We start from the raw sequence: 17,439 nt of genomic DNA on the forward strand, positions 1-17,439 counted from the left end.
GCGGCTAGTTTCCTAGTTTGCTCTTTGATTTTCATTGAGTATTACTCTCCCAACTGGGCACTGTAGTCGATAATTTGATCAACCGTGTCAGACAAGAATTGAATGGTATCACGGAGTGGTTTGTCTGTTGAGATATCCACTCCGATAATCATTGCTGATTCAAGTGGTGTTTTGCTACCTCCTGACTTGAGGAGATTGAGCCAGTCTTCAGCTCCAGTTTCTGATTGTTTCAGATGGAGATAGCCAGCAGTTGAAATTACAAGACCGGCAGAGTAAGTGTAACTATACAAGCCCATGTAATAGTGAGCTTGGCGCATCCAAGTCAAGGCCGCATCGTCATCAATTTCAATAGCATCTCCCCAGAAATCTGTCAAAACTTCCTTCATAATGCTGTTGAGCTTGCTTGCTCCAAAGGTTTCCCCTTCTTCAATCAGTGTATACACCTTACGCTGAAATGCTGCTTCCAAAAGGTGGGTGATAAAATTATGGAAGTAGGTATCTGTCAAGCGGTGAGCAAGAGCGAAGCGTTTTTGACGCGGATCGTCAGACTGATGCTCCAAGTAATCACTTAAAAGCAATTCATTGAAGGTTGATGGTGCTTCGACATAGTAGGTCGACATGTGGGCATTGAAGTAACTTTGGTGATTATCTGAAAAGATAAATTGACCAGAATGCCCGATTTCATGAATCAAGGTATAGACATCACTCAAACGACCTGTCCAGCTCATGAGGACATAAGGGTGCACGCGATATGGATCAGCTGCATAGCCTCCAGAATCCTTGCCACTATTGGCAGCAAAGTCCACCCAGCGTTCTTCTTGATAGCGAGCAACTTCCTGACAATATTCTTGTCCCAAAGGTTCTACCGACTTCATGACCAAATCATAAGCATCGTCAATAGTCACTTCAGGATTAAGGGCGCTGTCCAAGTCCAATTTCCAGTCTGCAAAGGTCATCTTTTCAAGACCATTTACCTTGGCAACATGCTTAAGATATCGCTGAGCGACTGGCGCAAAGTCCTTCATGATGAGGTCAATCTGACGATCAAACATGGAACGATCTACTTCTTGTTCAGCAAGAAGATAGTCAAAGACTGAGTCGTAGCCCTTCATATCTGCCAAGAGTTTTTCAGACTTGACTTGGGCTAAATAGGCTGCCGCAGCTGTATTTTGGTGCTTACGAAGTCCTTCTGAAAAGGAACGGAAGGATTTCTCACGAACCTCAGCATCCTCGTGATTTTGGTAGAAGTTTTCATAGGTCACAAAGCTGTTTTTGTATGTTTTTCCATGGGCTTCAAAATCGGCCATTTCAAAGTCCCCAGCTCGCATCTTAGTATAGATATCCTGTGGACTGTAGAAAACTTCACCCAAATTGGTCAAGGCCTTCTCCACATCAGCCCCAAGATAGTGGGCTTTTTTGATTTTGGCCTGACGAATGGCTGCCGTCAAATGTGGCAAGTCACCCAAACGGTCCAAGACTTCTTCATCTGCTTCTACCAAGGCATCGTCAAAGAATGTCAAAGCTACACTGGCATCTGTCTCAAAGTCCATTCCAGCCTGGGCGATATTAGCAAAATCTTCATTACCATAGTCCGTCGTCTGAGGCATAAAGCTGTAATTGCCAATATGACTCATCTGAATGTAGATTTGTTCCAATTCCGCAAAGGCCTTCTCAAAATCTTCAAAAGTATGAAGATTGCCCTTGTAGTCACGACTAAATTGATTGATGTCTTCACGCGCCTTTTCTATCGCACGCAAGAAATCTTCACGGTCTTGATATAGGGCAGTTAAGTCCCAAAGTTCCTTTTCAGGAAATTCTGAACGGTGTTTTTGTTCCATCTTCTTCCTCTTATTTCTCTAATTCAAGCAAAACACTTATAGCAGATAAGGCATAAAGCGGTGCTGTTTCTGCTCGCAAGATCCGAGGGCCAAGTCCTGCTAGAACAGCTCCTTTGGCTTCAAAACTCTCAATCTCAGCAGGTGAAAGACCACCTTCTGGTCCAAAGATAAAGAGCAGTTTTGCTCCTTTTTCCAGTCCAGCAACAGCTTGGATAAGGGCAGCTGATTCGCCTTCTTTAGCCGACTCTTCATAAGCCACCACGATGCGGTCAAACTGGTCCAGTTGGGCTAGAAAGTCTGATTTTTTCTCAAAAAGTGTGATACTTGGGACAAGGTTTCGCTTACTTTGTTCTGCTGCTCCAAGGGCGATTTTTTCTAGTTTTTCAACCTTTTTGCCCAATTTTTTGCCATCCCACTTGGCAACGGACCAGTCGGCAGGGAAGGCCCAAATCTGACTGGCACCTAGTTCCGTCACCTTTTGAGTGATAAACTCCAACTTATCTCCCTTGGGAAAACCAGATGCGATGGTCACTTGGACTGGCAGTTCCACATTATCAGCTAACTCTTGGACCACCTCAAACTGACGATTTTCCACATCCAGCACGCGCGCCAAGCGCTTGATCCCATCATCAAAAACTAAGGTAACCTGGTCATCTTCTTTCAGGCGCATAACCTGAAACATGTGCTTGCTGGTTTCCTTATCCTCGATAGTGACAGGAGAGATTGCACTGCCTTTAACAAAATACTGTTGCATGCTAGCCTCCAATCACACCGGAGATATCCTTGGTCTTCTTGAAGACACAGGCATTCCATTCCCCTTGAATTATGTGGGTTTCAAGGAAAAATCCAGCTGACTCAGCCGACTCACGCACCATGTCCCACTTGTCCTTGATAATCCCACTCATGATGAGGTAGCCTTCATCCTTGACCAAACGATAAGCATCTTCTGTCAGATGGATAAGGATATCCGCCAAAATATTGGCCACGATGACGTCTGCCTCAATCTCCACACCCTTAAGCAAATCTCCTGGTGCTACATGGATGTTTTCCATACCAGGATTGAGCTCAATATTTTCCTGAGCGACACGAACAGCCACATCATCGAGATCATAGGCAAAAATCTCCTTGGCACCAAGAAGAGAGCTAGCAATAGAAAGAACTCCAGAACCTGTTCCTACGTCTAGCACTGTTTCTCCACCACGAAGGACTTGCTCCAAGGCAAAGAGGCTCATCTTAGTGGTTGGGTGAGTTCCTGTTCCAAAGGCCATACCAGGATCTAGCTTAATAATCTTTTCCCCAGCAGTCGCCTCATAGTCTGTCCAAGACGGCACGATAGTCAAATCATGAGTGATACGAGCTGGCTCATAGTATTTCTTCCAGTTATCTGCCCAGTCTTCCTCAGCCAAGGCAGTCGTCCCCATCTTGACCTCACCCAAATCCATAAAGTCGGTCAATTCAGCTAGGCGAGCCTGCAAGTCTGCCTCAACCACTGCCACATCAACCGTATCAGGATAGTAGGCTGTCACTACGATTTCTTCTTGCTGCTCTACCTCTGGGAAAATCTCACCAAAACGATCCACATTGCCCACATAGTCCATGCTATCTTCAATTGCTACCCCTTGGGCACCTAACTCAATCAAGAGGTTGGAAACCAACTCCTCTCCCTCACGCTTCACTGTAACTTTTAACTCTTGCCATGTTTCCATCATTAAGATACCAAGCCCGTAAAACACAAAGCCAAAATAGGAAACTCTCTGAAGACGCTTGTGTCTAAGAGAAGTTTATCTTTTTGGCGCAGTGTTTAGGGCGGGTTCAGTTTAGAAATTTAACCGAACCATCCTTTCTATTTCTCTATCAATTTTTTCATGTAGACCATATCCATGCCTTCTTTTTCAGGCTCGATATGAGTTTGACGATAGCCGTTTTTCTCGTAAAAAGCAACCATGCCTGTATCCTGTAACACCGTACACAAATCCCATTGTGTGATGGTTGGAAATTCTTTTTCCAGTAAGCTTAAACCTTTAGATCCATACCCTTTTCCTTGATAATGAGGCAAAATCGCTGCTGTTCCCAACCAAGCTTTCGTTAACTCGGCATTTGTCTGAACTCGTAAAAATCCGATGTTTTCTTCATCTTCTTTTACAAAGTAGTAATAGCTATTGGGACGCTCAACTAATTTCCACTTGATTCGTTCGCGGTCCTCGAGATAAGGGTCATATTCATCATGGTATTTTTCATAGACAGCCTTAAAGCTAGCTCTTTGAATCGCAATAATGGTTTCTAAATCCTCTGCTCCTGCTCTCTCAAGCCTTATCATAAACTTTCCTCCAAATAATCCCTCAATCTCCCCTGGAGCTGAGGTACTGCCTGTTTAGAAGTGAGAAATTCTTCAACGGGCATCAGCTTATAAGCCTGACCTTCATCTCCAAAGGTGATATTGTCAAATTGTTCTTGTCTTAGCTGACCAACCATAAAGACCGATTGCTTGTCTTTAAAGATTACGCTAGGATAAATCTTGCTCCAAAGCAGACAGTCTTCATATAAATGAATTCCCAATTCCTCATAAACTTCACGCGCTGCGCACTCGAAAGGGCTTTCGTTTCCTTCACGACCACCACCTGGCAACTCCCACATGTTGGGACAAGGGATATCGTCCTTGTCATCACGTAAGATAGTCAAGACCTTATCCCCACAAATCAAGGCAATCTTGCAACCTTGGAAATCCATTCTGCTATCCAATAATTCCATGATATTTACTCTTTTCTATGATAACAATTACTCTCTAGGAAAATACGAGCTAGCTTTCTTCGATTACTTTTTGGCACTCTGCATCCCAGTATGCTTGCCATCTGCCATGTTTTTTAGCAAAATAAACCGTAAACTCATCGTTTACATAATCTGCAACATAGCGAAGATTAGGCGGGTTTTCCTCACCACTTAATATCCAAGGATGGAAGTAAAAGGTTTTCTCCCACCTATTCTGAGTATAGCCTAGATCCTTAGCATACTGAGGGATGGGTTGTTGCAACTCGCTTTCCAAATAGGACTGAATAGCATTATCAATACTATTTAAACGAGCTAATAGTTGCTGAAACTGCTCTTCTTCCTCCGTCTTAAAACCAACTAGAAATTCAAATTCCACAAAATCTTCAGGAAATTCAAGTTCTGTGATTTTCCCATCCTCAGCATAGCGTCCTTCCTCATTAACAAGGCGACGAGTTCCTGACTTCAATACTCTCTCGAAATCTAGATCCGCAAAGCGATTGCGGGGAAGAGAAGAGGAAGAAAACTCAGATTTATCTGACTTTCTCATAAAAATTTGTTTGATTTTCTCTAACATGCTCTCTCCCCTTTGAATTCCTTATTTTTAAAGTTTCCTAGTATCTCGGATAAGGGTAAAATTCTCCTTCTTCCAAACCGACTTTCCCTTCTTCAAAGACTTCTTGGTTCCATTCCATGACAAATTCTTCTGCTTCTGGGTCTTCCAAAAAGTCCATGAGAGCATCTAGTCCAACCTCTGCAGTATCTTTGAGAAATAGCGCAAAATAAGCTAAGAATTCACGAGAAAAACCTTTCTTAGGCAGATAAGGGATGACTGTGAGATAGTCTTCTGCATTAACTGTTGACTTGGCAGGGTTGTAAAAAAGTACTGCTTCTTCAAAAAGGATATCATCTGACGAAACCTCTCCGTCTTCATCTAACATCTCCACCCCTGCAGGATTTTGTGCCTCTAACAGAAAACTCACTTCAACCGCATGATTGCGCTTGTCCCAGCTAATCTCATAATCAAAAGGAAAGTTCTTGTCCAACTCTTCCTGTAAAACATCTAAAAATCCGTATGTTGCCATTTTGTCCTCTTTCTATACGACTCTTTAATCGCCCCGAATACTCGGAAATATGCTAAAATAGATACTACCATATTACCACATTAGTATCAGAAAATCCATGTTAGAAAGGACTGCTATGCCAGACAATCTCGCGCTTCGTATGCGCCCCAAAACCATCGACCAGGTCATCGGTCAGGAGCATCTGGTTGGACCAGGCAAGATTATCCGCCGCATGGTGGAGGCAAATCGTCTATCATCCATGATTCTCTATGGGCCTCCAGGTATCGGAAAAACCAGTATCGCTTCAGCCATCGCTGGAACGACCAAGTATGCTTTTCGGACCTTCAATGCCACTGTTGATAGTAAAAAACGTCTCCAAGAAATTGCTGAAGAAGCTAAATTCTCAGGTGGCCTTGTACTGCTACTAGACGAGATTCATCGTCTTGACAAGACTAAACAAGACTTCCTCTTGCCTCTCTTGGAAAGCGGACTGGTCATCATGATTGGGGCGACGACTGAAAATCCTTTCTTTTCTGTCACTCCAGCCATTCGTAGCCGTGTTCAGATTTTTGAACTGGAACCTCTGTCTAACCAAGATGTCAAAGGAGCCATTCAAATCGCCCTGACTGACCCTGAACGAGGTTTTAATTTCCCTGTTGAGTTAGATAATGATGCCCTTGATTTTATCGCAACATCTACCAACGGAGACCTCCGCTCTGCCTTTAACTCACTTGATTTGGCAGTTCTCTCCACCCCAGAAAATGATGACGGCATCCGTCATATCACGCTTGACATCATGGAAAATAGTCTTCAGAGAAGCTATATCACTATGGACAAGGATGGAGATGGACATTACGATGTTCTATCTGCTCTCCAGAAATCCATCCGTGGCTCTGATGTGGATGCCAGTCTCCACTATGCTGCTCGCTTGATCGAAGCTGGTGACCTTCCTAGTTTGGCACGCCGTTTGACGGTGATTGCTTATGAAGATATCGGCTTGGCTAATCCCGATGCACAGATCCATACCGTAACTGCTTTGGATGCTGCACAGAGAATCGGCTTCCCCGAAGCTCGCATCCTCATTGCCAATGTTGTCATTGATCTGGCGCTTTCACCTAAATCCAACACAGCCTATGTAGCTATGGATAAGGCCCTGGCTGACCTTAAAACATCTGGTCATTTACCAATCCCACGTCACTTGCGAGATGGCCACTATAGCGGTAGCAAGGAATTAGGCAACGCCCAAAACTACCTCTATCCACATAGTTATCCTGGTCACTGGGTCAAGCAAGATTATTTACCAGAAAAAATTCGCGACCATAGCTACTTCTCACCAGAAGATACCGGAAAATACGAACGAGCCCTAGCTCAGCGAAAGGAAACCATTGATAAATTACGAAATTTGTGAAATCCTTTCCAAATAATTACATTTACCCCTTGATTTTTTTTGAAAAAGTGGTATTATATAAACATAGAAACGCTGTGGTGTACGACCTCACACTTAAGTGTTGACCGACTATTTTTTGTATTATTAGGGAAACAAAAGTCTTCTAACAGCATGTAGGCCGTCTCACACGGAAACAGCTTCAGTTAGAGCGAGTTGCCCACCTGCTTAATTGCGCGGGTTCAATACAAACCGTGAAGTTTCGGCACCAATACAGCTTTTTATTTGCCTTCTTAGCTCAGTTGGTAGAGCAGTAGACTCTTAATCTATGGGTCGCAGGTTCGAGTCCTGCAGGGGGCATCTAAATCAACAGGAAAAAGCCTTGAGTTCCAAGGCTTTTTTGCTTGTCATTTTGTTTTTTATACCAAATTTTGTACCAAAAAGTTTATATTCACAAAATAAACGACTCTCATCAAAGACTCGCTATTTATCTAACACCTCGATTTAATAGAAAAAAACACCTCACGGTGATTACTTATTATCAATCGTCCATTACTCCGCCTGTAAGTTGGTACATGAGATAAATGTGCTCCAAGGTTTTTAGCTTATCCATATGTTCCACATCTTTAAAGGCACCTAATGCTAGTAAAGGAACAAAACCGAAACATTGGTTATAAGACAAGGGACCATCTTTTAACACAGCCTGTCTATATAAATCCAGTTCAAAGTTATCAGTCACATATGAGTTATCTAAATACTGAAGAAAATATTTCAAGCTCTTGATAATAATGTCGCAGTTTTGAAGATTGTATTTTACAATACCAACAAATTCATTCTCTTCCCAAGTAATAATATCTCCAAAGGCTGTTACGAACAGCGGAAAAAGAAGTAAGAAACTATTCATAATAATAGCCGTAGCAAATCTTTGCATTTTTGCCTTATCTTATTTAAGATAGTACTATTAAAAAAAGAAAAGGTGAAAATCATGGAAACATATACACTTGCAAATGGGGTTGCTATTCCTAAAATTGGTTTTGGAACTTGGCAAATTGCTGAAGGCGAAGAAGCCTATAACAGCGTTAGCTTCGCACTTAAGGCGGGTTACACACATATTGATACCGCACAAATTTACGGTAACGAGGTTTCTGTAGGTAAGGCGATTGCTGATAGTAATTTGGCACGTGAGGATATTTTCCTAACTACCAAACTTTGGAATGATAAGCACGATTACGAGTTGGCTAAGACTTCTATCGATGAGTCTCTCGAAAGACTTGGTGTGGATTATTTGGATCTTTTGCTTATCCATTGGCCTAATCCAAAGGCGCTTCGTGAGAATGATGCTTGGAAGGCTGGCAATGCGGGTGCATGGAAGGCTATGGAAGAAGCCTACAAAGAAGGTAAGGTGCGTGCTATCGGTGTGTCTAACTTTATGCAACATCACCTAGAAGCTCTTCTTGAAACAGCTGAAATTGTGCCACATGTCAATCAAATCCTCTTGGCTCCAGGTTGTGACCAAAAAGACTTAGTTGCCTATTGCCAAGAGCGCGATATCCTTCTTGAAGCCTATAGTCCACTAGGTACAGGTGGTATTTTTGGAAATGAAGATGTTGAAGCAGTGGCTGAACGTAACGGTAAATCTGTGGCACAAGTTGCTCTGCGTTGGAGCCTTCAAAAAGGTTTCTTGCCACTACCTAAGTCTGTGACACCTAAAAATATAAAAGCTAACTTGGATATCTTCGGCTTCGACTTATCAGAGGAAGATATGGCGGTCTTGGATAAGATTCAAGGCATCAAAACTCAGGATGATCCTGACAAAGTTAATTTTTAATAGGATTTTAATCAACTCGTCAGGGTTGCTTTTTCAAGTAAATGACAAAAGAAGTCAAGGTTTTGACAATTCGCGCCACATGAAATTATTTAAGCATATCCTTTTCTCTCATTACCATTTTCTGTTATAATGTATTGTATTTCTAAAGTAGAAAGGTATTAATATGACAACTCTTATTAAGCATAAACGTGTAGAATTTTCAGAACTATTTTATGACCTAGTGTTTGTTTTTGCAATTTCAAAAGCAACTGCTTTAATTCACCCTCTTCATAGCGGTGTTGTGGCTTGGGATTCTTTACTTGATTTCTTCATCTCTGTCATGGTTATCATCAATTCCTGGATGATTCAAACCATTTATACCAATCGCTATGGAACAAACTCGTTATTTAACATGGTAATCATGTTTATCAACATGGGACTTATGCTCTTTATGTCCAATATGATTGGATACAATTGGCAACAATGGTTCTATTATACCTGTTGGGCTGTTGGTACATTGACCCTTACCTTATTTTTTCAATATTTGGTTGAATTTTTTAGAAAATCAACCGATAATACTGATCGGGAAAGTATCAAAGGTTTTCTATGGTTAACAGGTCTAGGAAGTTTAGGAGTCTATCTGGCAGCTCTTTTTCCTATTTACGTTGGAGTCTATATCTTTATTGCTAGTATTCTGCTAACATTTATTGTGCCAATTTTCTTGATTACTAAAGATGAGCATTTCCAGGTAAATCTTCCCCATTTAATCGAGCGCGTCTCCCTTCTTGTGATTATTACGTTTGGAGAGATGGTTGTTGGGCTAGCTAGCTTCTTTACAGTCGAGAATTTCTCGATTTATTCGGTTCTCAATTTCGTTATCATGCTTTCCCTGTTCTTGTTTTATTTTGGCGAATTTGACCATGCTATTGATGAAGGATCTAGTCAAAAGGGATTATTTGTAATTTATAGTCACTATCCTATTTTCATCGGGCTTATGTTGATGACAGTTTCGATGGGTTATCTCCTGAATCCCGAGGCTAATCTTCTCGTTGCAATCAGCTTCTTTTATATCGGAATTGGCCTCTTCCAAGCTGCTGTCCTAGCAAATGGGCCCTATAACAAAAACTATCTTCGCTATCCGAGAAGTTACTACTGTGCTCAAGCGACACTCTATCTGGCTGCCTTGATTCTCTCTTTGCTTTTCGCTTCTAATCCTATAACAGTGTTGAGTATTGCAACCATTTTTACTCTAGCTATAGCCATTCATTTTATTTATTTTTATGTGACACAGAATAAAAAATATTCCAAATCTAACTGGGGGTTCTTTTAATGAGTTTATAGCATTAAAAAAGCCTTGGTTTTCCAAGGCTTTTTTTTCATTAATTTGTTTTTCCATTTTATCCTCCGATTTGAACTCGCACTGACATTTATTTATAACAACACTATATATCTAGTATGGCATAATCATTAGGTATTATAGATTTTCAAACCAAATGTGAGTCATTCGTTTTTGCCCCACTTTTGCCCCATTTTTAAATCATGACATTGAAAATACCTAAAAGTATTTCCCTAAAATCACTTATATTTCAATATTTTTAATTACTCTCAATATGAAGGTCCTTTCCAAATCCATGCAGGGGGCATCTAAATACAACAGAAAAAGTCTTGAGTTCCAAGGCTTTTTTGCTTGTCTATAACTGATTTGCCCCATCATTTGCCCCACTTTTAAATCTATCTTTTCTTTTTGAATCAAATTACATCTTAACAAATAGTGTAAAGCCAGTTACTTTTGCTTTGATGCCATACAATATTTTCATGTAGAGAAGACAAATTTTATCTTCTCTTTTTATTTTCAAAATGATAAAAACTGATTTTCTTTTCATGAATCAGACTGAAACTTCCAAATTGTTTATTTATTTTATTGACATTTTCTATAAAAATAACTACAATAGTTTTATTAACAAACTATACTATACTATATAGGGGGTATTGAAATGAAATTTTCTAATCGTTTATCGCTATTCCTTGCAGGAGTTATTTTTGTCCTTTTAGCACTCTTTCTATTTACAGACCCAGTAGCTAATCTTGTTGCTTACAGCTGGTGGATTGCATTTGGTTTACTGGTTGCTTCCATAGCAGCTATTTTAGGCTATTTCTCTGTACCAAAAGAGCTTCGCTCACCAGCTCATCTTTTCCAAGGGATTGTTAATCTTCTCTTAGCTCTTTACCTCGTTGCCTATGGCTTTGTGACGCTGCCAGTTGTCATTCCAATTATTTTAGGGATTTGGTTAATTGTAGAAGCCATTATAGTTTTCTTTAAAGGCAATCGTCTGGGATTGATTTTCCCTATTATTGGCAACCATATCATGTGGATAGCGTTGCTTGCATTTTTACTAGGTCTAGTGATTTTGTTCAATCCAGTAGCTACAAGTGTCTTTGTCGTTTATGTCGTTGCCTTTGCATTTTTAATTGTTGGTTTCACCTATATCCTTGATGCCTTTCGTAAATAATCTAGCTGCCATTTTGGGCATATTAAAATAGCTGGGAAGTTACATTCTCAGCTTTTTCTGTTGCCTCTTTAGCTAAGTTGGTAGAGCAGTAGACTCTTAATCTATGGGGCGCAGGTTCGAGCCCTTGTAGGGGCATCTAAATCAACAGGAAAAAGCCTTGAAATCAAGGCTTTTTTACGTCCAATAGCTTTTTGTAGCAAAGTATTTAAAAATAAAAGAGAAGAGAATCTTTCACTCTCTTCTTAGTTTGTCTTATTAGATTCAGTCTTTCTCAATCTACCTGATTTTCCTTTGCAACGACAAATTCTTTAACCAATCGATAGATAACAGCAAATATGGGTGTAAAGAATATCATTCCAAGTAAGCCAAATAGATTTCCTCCAATACTAGCTGCTGCAAGTGTGAAGAGAGCTGGTAAGCCGATAGATTGACCCACAACTTTGGGATAGATAAGGTTTCCCTCAATCAGCTGTATAATTTGATAAAGAAGGATAGACAGTAAAGCTTGACTTGGACTGACTGTAAAGATAAAAATCGCTCCTAGCACACAAGCAATCATAGGACCAACATAAGGAATGAAAGACAGCACTCCTGCAAAGATACCTGTCATTACTCCATAGGGTATCCCAAACACGCTGTAACCAACCGCTATCATAACTCCTATGATAACTGCTTCAATCAGCTGACTCATCAAAAATTGGTCATAAGTCTCTAGTGCTACTTGTCCAATGTAAGTCAACTTTATCACCACCTTCTCTGGAAGAAAAACTTTTAGAAGTCGACTCGTCATCGCTGCCAAATGTTCCTTACTGGATAAAAATAAAAAGGTGAAGACTATAATCAAAAAGGCATTCATCAAACTTGAAAAAATATTGCCGATATTACTAGTCAGACCTGATAAAAAACCTATCAAAGCTTGGCTAATAGAGCTAGACTGTCCCTGTATGCCTGATACGATAGTTGACAACATGTCTTTGGTTACAAATTCCGAGCTGCCTAGCAATTTCCCAAGTTGAGTAAGGACTGTTGAAAGGACTGTTCCCAGCTGACTAATAGTCTGGGCTAGGGTTGGCAGCACCAAAACCAAAAGAGCAATCACGATTAAGATAAGAGCTAGGAAAACAAGTACCATGGCAATCGGACGACGCAACTCTGCCTTTACCTTCAATTTAACTAAGTACTGTTCAATTTTTTTCATAGGAACATTAAGCACAAAAGCAATAACAGCACCATAAATCAAGGTTGATATTACATCAAAGAGAGAGATTGCTCCTGATATAAAGCTCGATGCATTCAGAATTACAAGAGCAACCAGCCCTATAAAAAGTATTAACGGGGTGTATTTTTTTACTAAGTTCATAAATTCTCCTTAATAAACATGTTTAGATACGACTATACTATTTGGTTTTTCAAACTCTCGATTAAGGTAGGCTTGGTAAGTTCCTGGAGCGATAAATCCTTTGGGTGAGAGGATATCGGTGCCAGCCTGACCGACTATGGTATCAGCCAAGAGCACACAGTTTGTAGATAAGACAAAGTAGGATTTAAACTTAGATTTGATAAATTTATAAAGTTCCCCATCCGTCTCATGTCTGATTTTATAAGCGTAGGTGTAGTCTTCCTTACCATCTTCCGTTTTAATTTTATCTGCGCTTGGCTCCCAAGGAATCGTTAGTTGTTTTAATTCAGCCAACTTTTTCTGAACTGCTTTTTCCATTTCAGGTGTCAAATCTATTCCGTAACCAAAAAGTGTTTTTTGACTCTCACGTTTACATAGATCAATGTACTTATCGCGGTCACAGAAATATAAGACACCATCTCCTACCATACCAAATAAGGTCTCAGATGACGGATCATAGTTGCCATAAGAAATAACACGGCCCTGATAGCAGATATCCACATGACCAATAGCTGAAAACAGGGAGGTCTCAGCTGTATGAACAAAAATTTCTAGCTCTGCTGTCTTACCAGACTTCACTATTCCAAGATGGATATCTTCTTCCTCATCAGCATTTTCCAGCATAAATTTGTTAATTTTTGCTAAAGTTCTTGCAGGGATGAGAGCGGCTAGGGCAATAGGTAAGCTCATTCTGACACGACGTTTGAGATGGTTTTTCCCAATTTCCTTTTCAAATAAGAAACCGTCACGGATATTGGACACACCATAAAGGCAAAAATAAGCCCCTAAAACAAAGAGTTGAAAGACAGAATTTCCCGTAGAGGACAAAAGACTAGTCCCACCAAGAAAAACTAGTACGAGACCATCTAGTAAGAAACGAAAACGAGGTCGAATTTTGTTTTTGCGGTAGAGAACATAGGTGACAAGGTTGATACTAGCATGAAAAATCTGATAAATTCCAATCACAAGAGCCAAAATATAAATTGGCACATCAGTAGCAAGATTCGAGCCTAGCAAATATCCCATCACTAACAATTTAACCAGTGCAACTCCCAAGGTGTCCGTTGACTGACTTTTTTTGAAAATACGTAATACTAAATCTAAGACCGTTGCTATCCAAGCTAAAAACAGAACCAGTCGAATAACCGTCACTGGCAACCAAGTTCCCGTGACCATCAAGATAAGACCTAGCAGAACAAACAAGAAACCCTGAACAAGTAATTTCTTACCTGTCAGACCTAAAGAAAGAATTTTTTCCATAAAAGACCTTTCAAAAATAATAATTAAGCCCTTTGATCAAATTGACTGGTAAATAGCTGACGGCACAAACAGCCTGTGCCAGCAAGACATGGCGACTGACTGTAGCAATGTCACCATCTTGTCTTTTGCACTTCTGAAATTTGTTTTATTGAGTCGAAATCAGAGCTTTTAAAAACTAGCTAAACTTGAAAGCTAACCACAATTGCTAGATAAAAAAGGTGCAACCAATCCTTCTTGTAAAGGTAGGAAAGAATTATATCCATTCCATTAATTATTTATATATTACCTATTGTGACACAATACTCACTATAATTCAACTTTTTACTTATTTCAATAGTTTTGATTATTTTCAACATGAAAACTCTTCAAAAATTATGCAGGGGCATCTAAACAACAGGAAAAAGTCTTGGAATCAAGGCTTTTTTACTTGTCAAATCAATCTCATCCATACTTTTCACCACTCAAAAAGCGAGCCGTCGATTTGGCTCACTTTTTCTTTTTTCATTCTTAATTTCGGTAAAAATGACTATCTTTGTCGCTTGGTGATTGGCCGATTGCCAAGACGTCTTGGCTGCCATCCGTACCTGTCAATTCATTTGCTACACCTGCTGGTGTAAAGATAAGGCGTGCACCTTCTCCACCATCGACAAGATGGATTCCTGTTGAGTAGTAGTCATCTTTTTCCTCTACTTGGCCCATTTCATACTGGAAGGTTCCTTTTGAACTTTGAATGGTCACGATTCCATCAGCTGTGACTGTAGCAGTTGTTCCAGCATAGTTTTCCCATGTTCCAAGAAATTTTGCGTAAGCTTCTGGCGACTTTTTCTTCTCTTCCTTCTTATCCGTTTGAGTGCTTGCGGAACTTGATGGACTCGTTTCAGACTTCGGCTCCTCTTTTTGACTAGCTTCTGTTTTACTTGATGACTCCTTAGTTACTTTAGAGGAAGAAGCCTCTTTGCTTGAAGATGCTGTAGTTTTTTCAGTATTTCCTCCACAAGCAGCAAGTGTCACCACAGCCAACAAGGCAAGAGCTGAAAGACTGGTGTAGCTCAATGTTTTTTTCATGATAATCTCCTTTTAAAATGATGACCCAGTTTAGTCTGAGTCTAAAATGGCTAGTCCGAAATTACATATATTTTTGACGGCCAAGCCCTAGTCTTCAGTGTATCATTTATTTGTCTATAATTCAATAGTTATTTTGGTAACTTTGTGTAAGATCAAGCAAAAAACTGATCCAAGAATGAATCAGTCTCTCTTTATATCTTCTTTGATTTTTCAAAAGCTTTAATAGATAAACATGGCATCGCCAAAGCTAAAGAAACGGTATTTTTGGTCGATAGCATGTTGGTAGGCTTCTAAGACCAATTCACGGCCTGCAAAGGCAGAAACGAGCATGACCAAGGTAGACTTAGGCAAATGGAAATTCGTAGAAAAAGCATCCACAACCTTCCAGTCATAGCCTGGTTTGATAAAGATATTGGTCCAGCCAGAGTCTGCTTGGATTTGCCCATCAAACTTGCTTCCGATGGTTTCTAGTGTACGGATAGAGGTTGTTCCAACCGCAATGACACGACCCCCATTTTCTTTGACCTGTCGCAAGGTCGCAGCAGCTTCTTCAGACAATTGATAAAACTCTGAGTGCATCTCGTGCTCATCCAGATTATCTACGGAAACAGGTCTAAAGGTCCCAAGTCCAACGTGCAAGGTCAGGTAGACTAGGTGAACCCCTTTTTGCTGGATTTCTTCCAGTAATTCCTTGGTAAAATGCAGGCCTGCAGTTGGGGCAGCCGCTGAGCCGCTCTCCTTGGCATAGACTGTCTGGTAACGTTCACGGTCATCCAACTTTTCATGGATATAAGGAGGCAGTGGCATTTCTCCAAGACTTTCAAGTACTTCTAGGAAAATTCCTTCATATTCAAAACGCACAATACGGCCACCATGGGTCAATTCCTCAGTCACAACTGCGCTTAGCCGACCATCGCCAAAGACAACTCTAGCTCCGACCTTGAGACGTTTAGCAGGTTTTGCCAAGACTTCCCATTCGTCTCCTGCTGTATTTTTCAAGAGCAAGAGTTCAACATGGCCCCCTGTTTCTTCCTTTTGACCATGAAGTCGCGCTGGTAGTACGCGGGTGTCATTCATAACCAGGGCATCACCTGGCTCTAGCATTTCAATAATAGAGTGAAAATGGCGATCTTGAAATTCCCCTGTTTTGCGATTGACTATCAAGAGTTTAGAGGCATCGCGCTTTTCCAGAGGTGTTTGTGCAATCAACTCCTCAGGCAAGTGAAAATCAAAATCATTGGTATTCATTGTAGTCATATTTCCTTTTCTTTTCTAATGTACTTACGATTAGCTATCAAAACGAACTTCTTCAAGCAAATACTCGATGAAGCGTTCACCCATCTTAGATAAGCTAGTTTTCTCATGCTGGATATAAACCAGCTCAATCGGATCATCAATATCAAGTGGAATCGAAACAATATTGTCTCCATTGAGGTTACTATTAAGGATACCAGTCGCGATGGTATAGCCGTCCAAACCAATCAAGAGATTGAACAAGGTCGCACGGTCACTAACAACGATGGATTTCTTGTGGTGTTCCTGAGACAAAATCTCCTCTGAGAAATAGAAGGAATTATGGGTTCCTTGATCATAGCTCAAGTAAGGGAAGTCTTCTAGGTCTGCCAACTGCACCTTGTCTTTTTTAGCAAGAGGATTGGTCTTGCTGACAAAGATATGAGGTTGGGCTGTAAAGAGATGGTGAGCAACTAGATGGTTATCATCCAACATCTTAGAAAGGACATCACGGTTATAGCTATTTAAAAAGAGGACTCCGACTTCACTACGGAAGTTCTTGACGTCGTCGATGATTTCCCAGGTTCTGGTTTCACGCAAAAAAAGCTCGTACTTTTCCATATCGCTCTTCTTGAGCAAGGAAACAAAGGCATTGACTACGAAGGCATAGTGTTGCGAAGACACACTAAAAAGCTCGCGATGAGCGATGGGATTTTTATAACGTTCTTCTAGAAGTTGGGTTTGCTCGACAACCTGACGGGCATAGGATAAAAATTCCATCCCATCACGTGTGAGGGTAATTCCCTTGGGATTTCGAATAAAAATCTCAATCCCCATCTCATTTTCTAGGTCACGAACTGCATTTGACAGACTAGGTTGCGTAATGAAGAGTTGCTTGGCAGCTTCATTCATGGAACCAGTCTCTACAATTTTGATAATATAGTGTAATTGTTGAATTCTCATGCTTTTATTGTACCATACTTGAGGCAATATAAAAAGAACCAGTCACTGAAAGCTCTGTGGCTAAGCTTAGATGAGTGCTTTCAAAGGACTTTATCTAGCGACCTAAAAAGAGAGAGTGGGACAGAAATCGGTAATTCGTTAGAATTCGATTTC

At 40.5% G+C, this 17,439-nt stretch carries 16 protein-coding genes, 1 tRNA gene and 1 pseudogene; 5 read left to right on the forward strand and 13 right to left on the reverse strand.

All coding sequences use genetic code 11. The features are described from left to right. Nucleotides 1–41 precede the first annotated feature (41 nt). The 7 genes from pepF to ADH31_RS05075 all read right to left on the reverse strand — a co-directional run bounded on the left by pepF (nt 42) and on the right by ADH31_RS05075 (nt 5,686). Entirely contained in the window at nt 42–1,838 is a 1,797-nt protein-coding gene (gene pepF, locus ADH31_RS05045) for an oligoendopeptidase F (protein ID WP_049509284.1), read from the reverse strand. 10 nt (nt 1,839–1,848) lie between these two features. Then, nucleotides 1,849–2,592, reverse strand: coding sequence for a 16S rRNA (uracil(1498)-N(3))-methyltransferase (locus tag ADH31_RS05050; RefSeq protein ID WP_049509285.1), 744 nt, complete (start codon nt 2,590–2,592; stop codon nt 1,849–1,851). 1 nt (nt 2,593) lies between these two features. Beyond that, complete coding sequence (prmA, locus tag ADH31_RS05055) at nt 2,594–3,544, reverse strand: 50S ribosomal protein L11 methyltransferase (RefSeq protein WP_148131306.1); 951 nt, start codon at nt 3,542–3,544, stop codon at nt 2,594–2,596. Nucleotides 3,545–3,681: 137 nt separating this feature from the next. Further along, a complete protein-coding gene (locus ADH31_RS05060; protein WP_049509290.1) occupies nt 3,682–4,155 on the reverse strand; it encodes a GNAT family N-acetyltransferase in 474 nt (157 codons plus the stop codon). Then, nucleotides 4,152–4,586, reverse strand: coding sequence for an NUDIX hydrolase (locus tag ADH31_RS05065; RefSeq protein WP_049509292.1), 435 nt, complete (start codon nt 4,584–4,586; stop codon nt 4,152–4,154). Before ADH31_RS05065 ends, ADH31_RS05060 begins: the two co-directional genes overlap by 4 nt. A gap of 49 nt (nt 4,587–4,635) precedes the next feature. Next, nucleotides 4,636–5,178: a hypothetical protein gene (locus ADH31_RS05070; RefSeq protein WP_049509294.1), complete on the reverse strand. Its 543-nt coding sequence runs from the start codon at nt 5,176–5,178 to the stop codon at nt 4,636–4,638. A gap of 37 nt (nt 5,179–5,215) precedes the next feature. Continuing rightward, entirely contained in the window at nt 5,216–5,686 is a 471-nt protein-coding gene (locus ADH31_RS05075) for a DUF3013 family protein (protein ID WP_049509301.1), read from the reverse strand. Between the two features lie 115 nt (nt 5,687–5,801). Between ADH31_RS05075 and ADH31_RS05080 the strand changes: the two genes are divergently transcribed. Both ADH31_RS05080 and ADH31_RS05085 read left to right on the forward strand, forming a co-directional pair. Beyond that, nucleotides 5,802–7,073, forward strand: coding sequence for a replication-associated recombination protein A (locus tag ADH31_RS05080; protein ID WP_049509303.1), 1,272 nt, complete (start codon nt 5,802–5,804; stop codon nt 7,071–7,073). Nucleotides 7,074–7,336: 263 nt separating this feature from the next. Then, nucleotides 7,337–7,409, forward strand: a tRNA-Lys gene (locus tag ADH31_RS05085). A 181-nt stretch (nt 7,410–7,590) separates the two neighbouring features. On the opposite strand, the pseudogene ADH31_RS05090 reads toward ADH31_RS05085, so the two are convergent. Then, nucleotides 7,591–7,932, reverse strand: a pseudogene (locus tag ADH31_RS05090) (T6SS immunity protein Tdi1 domain-containing protein); the annotation flags it as partial. Between the two features lie 102 nt (nt 7,933–8,034). Between ADH31_RS05090 and ADH31_RS05095 the strand changes: the two are divergent. From ADH31_RS05095 to ADH31_RS05105, 3 genes are all read left to right on the forward strand, one after another. Further along, on the forward strand, nt 8,035–8,877 hold the full coding sequence (locus ADH31_RS05095) for an aldo/keto reductase (RefSeq protein ID WP_049509304.1): 843 nt from the start codon (nt 8,035–8,037) through the stop codon (nt 8,875–8,877). A 163-nt stretch (nt 8,878–9,040) separates the two neighbouring features. Beyond that, a complete protein-coding gene (locus ADH31_RS05100; RefSeq protein ID WP_000209242.1) occupies nt 9,041–10,186 on the forward strand; it encodes a low temperature requirement protein A in 1,146 nt (381 codons plus the stop codon). A gap of 664 nt (nt 10,187–10,850) precedes the next feature. Next, nucleotides 10,851–11,366, forward strand: a complete 516-nt coding sequence (locus tag ADH31_RS05105; RefSeq protein WP_049509307.1) for a DUF308 domain-containing protein — start codon at nt 10,851–10,853, stop codon at nt 11,364–11,366. 271 nt (nt 11,367–11,637) lie between these two features. Here ADH31_RS05105 and ADH31_RS05110 read toward each other — a convergent pair whose 3' ends face one another. The 5 genes from ADH31_RS05110 to ADH31_RS05130 form a co-directional block, all read right to left on the reverse strand. Then, nucleotides 11,638–12,726, reverse strand: a complete 1,089-nt coding sequence (locus ADH31_RS05110; RefSeq protein ID WP_049509309.1) for an AI-2E family transporter — start codon at nt 12,724–12,726, stop codon at nt 11,638–11,640. Nucleotides 12,727–12,735: 9 nt separating this feature from the next. Then, the gene (locus ADH31_RS05115; RefSeq protein WP_049509311.1) at nt 12,736–14,025 is read right to left on the reverse strand and encodes a membrane protein; all 1,290 of its coding nucleotides are present in this window, start codon (nt 14,023–14,025) and stop codon (nt 12,736–12,738) included. A gap of 507 nt (nt 14,026–14,532) precedes the next feature. Next, nucleotides 14,533–15,090 (reverse strand): hypothetical protein, encoded by a 558-nt coding sequence (locus ADH31_RS05120; protein WP_049509312.1) that lies wholly within the window; start codon nt 15,088–15,090, stop codon nt 14,533–14,535. Nucleotides 15,091–15,309: 219 nt separating this feature from the next. Then, entirely contained in the window at nt 15,310–16,338 is a 1,029-nt protein-coding gene (gene queA, locus ADH31_RS05125; protein WP_001095263.1) for a tRNA preQ1(34) S-adenosylmethionine ribosyltransferase-isomerase QueA, read from the reverse strand. Nucleotides 16,339–16,377: 39 nt separating this feature from the next. Then, complete coding sequence (locus tag ADH31_RS05130; protein ID WP_025171295.1) at nt 16,378–17,286, reverse strand: LysR family transcriptional regulator; 909 nt, start codon at nt 17,284–17,286, stop codon at nt 16,378–16,380. Nucleotides 17,287–17,439: the final 153 nt, after the last annotated feature.

The sequence above is a fragment of the Streptococcus pseudopneumoniae genome, from assembly GCF_001072375.1.
GTDB lineage: Bacteria > Bacillota > Bacilli > Lactobacillales > Streptococcaceae > Streptococcus > Streptococcus pseudopneumoniae_L.

Excerpts from the sequence above, each read along its gene's own strand:
- ADH31_RS05105 (WP_049509307.1), top strand. The coding sequence starts at position 10,851 with ATGAAATTTTCTAATCGTTTATCGCTATTCCTTGCAGGAGTTATTTTT.
- ADH31_RS05070 (WP_049509294.1), bottom strand. The coding sequence starts at position 5,178 with ATGTTAGAGAAAATCAAACAAATTTTTATGAGAAAGTCAGATAAATCT.
- ADH31_RS05080 (WP_049509303.1), top strand. The coding sequence starts at position 5,802 with ATGCCAGACAATCTCGCGCTTCGTATGCGCCCCAAAACCATCGACCAG.
- ADH31_RS05120 (WP_049509312.1), bottom strand. The coding sequence starts at position 15,090 with ATGAAAAAAACATTGAGCTACACCAGTCTTTCAGCTCTTGCCTTGTTG.
- ADH31_RS05095 (WP_049509304.1), top strand. The coding sequence starts at position 8,035 with ATGGAAACATATACACTTGCAAATGGGGTTGCTATTCCTAAAATTGGT.
- ADH31_RS05115 (WP_049509311.1), bottom strand. The coding sequence starts at position 14,025 with ATGGAAAAAATTCTTTCTTTAGGTCTGACAGGTAAGAAATTACTTGTT.
- queA (WP_001095263.1), bottom strand. The coding sequence starts at position 16,338 with ATGAATACCAATGATTTTGATTTTCACTTGCCTGAGGAGTTGATTGCA.
- ADH31_RS05100 (WP_000209242.1), top strand. The coding sequence starts at position 9,041 with ATGACAACTCTTATTAAGCATAAACGTGTAGAATTTTCAGAACTATTT.
- ADH31_RS05130 (WP_025171295.1), bottom strand. The coding sequence starts at position 17,286 with ATGAGAATTCAACAATTACACTATATTATCAAAATTGTAGAGACTGGT.
- ADH31_RS05075 (WP_049509301.1), bottom strand. The coding sequence starts at position 5,686 with ATGGCAACATACGGATTTTTAGATGTTTTACAGGAAGAGTTGGACAAG.
- ADH31_RS05110 (WP_049509309.1), bottom strand. The coding sequence starts at position 12,726 with ATGAACTTAGTAAAAAAATACACCCCGTTAATACTTTTTATAGGGCTG.
- pepF (WP_049509284.1), bottom strand. The coding sequence starts at position 1,838 with ATGGAACAAAAACACCGTTCAGAATTTCCTGAAAAGGAACTTTGGGAC.
- ADH31_RS05060 (WP_049509290.1), bottom strand. The coding sequence starts at position 4,155 with ATGATAAGGCTTGAGAGAGCAGGAGCAGAGGATTTAGAAACCATTATT.
- ADH31_RS05050 (WP_049509285.1), bottom strand. The coding sequence starts at position 2,592 with ATGCAACAGTATTTTGTTAAAGGCAGTGCAATCTCTCCTGTCACTATC.
- prmA (WP_148131306.1), bottom strand. The coding sequence starts at position 3,544 with ATGGAAACATGGCAAGAGTTAAAAGTTACAGTGAAGCGTGAGGGAGAG.
- ADH31_RS05065 (WP_049509292.1), bottom strand. The coding sequence starts at position 4,586 with ATGGAATTATTGGATAGCAGAATGGATTTCCAAGGTTGCAAGATTGCC.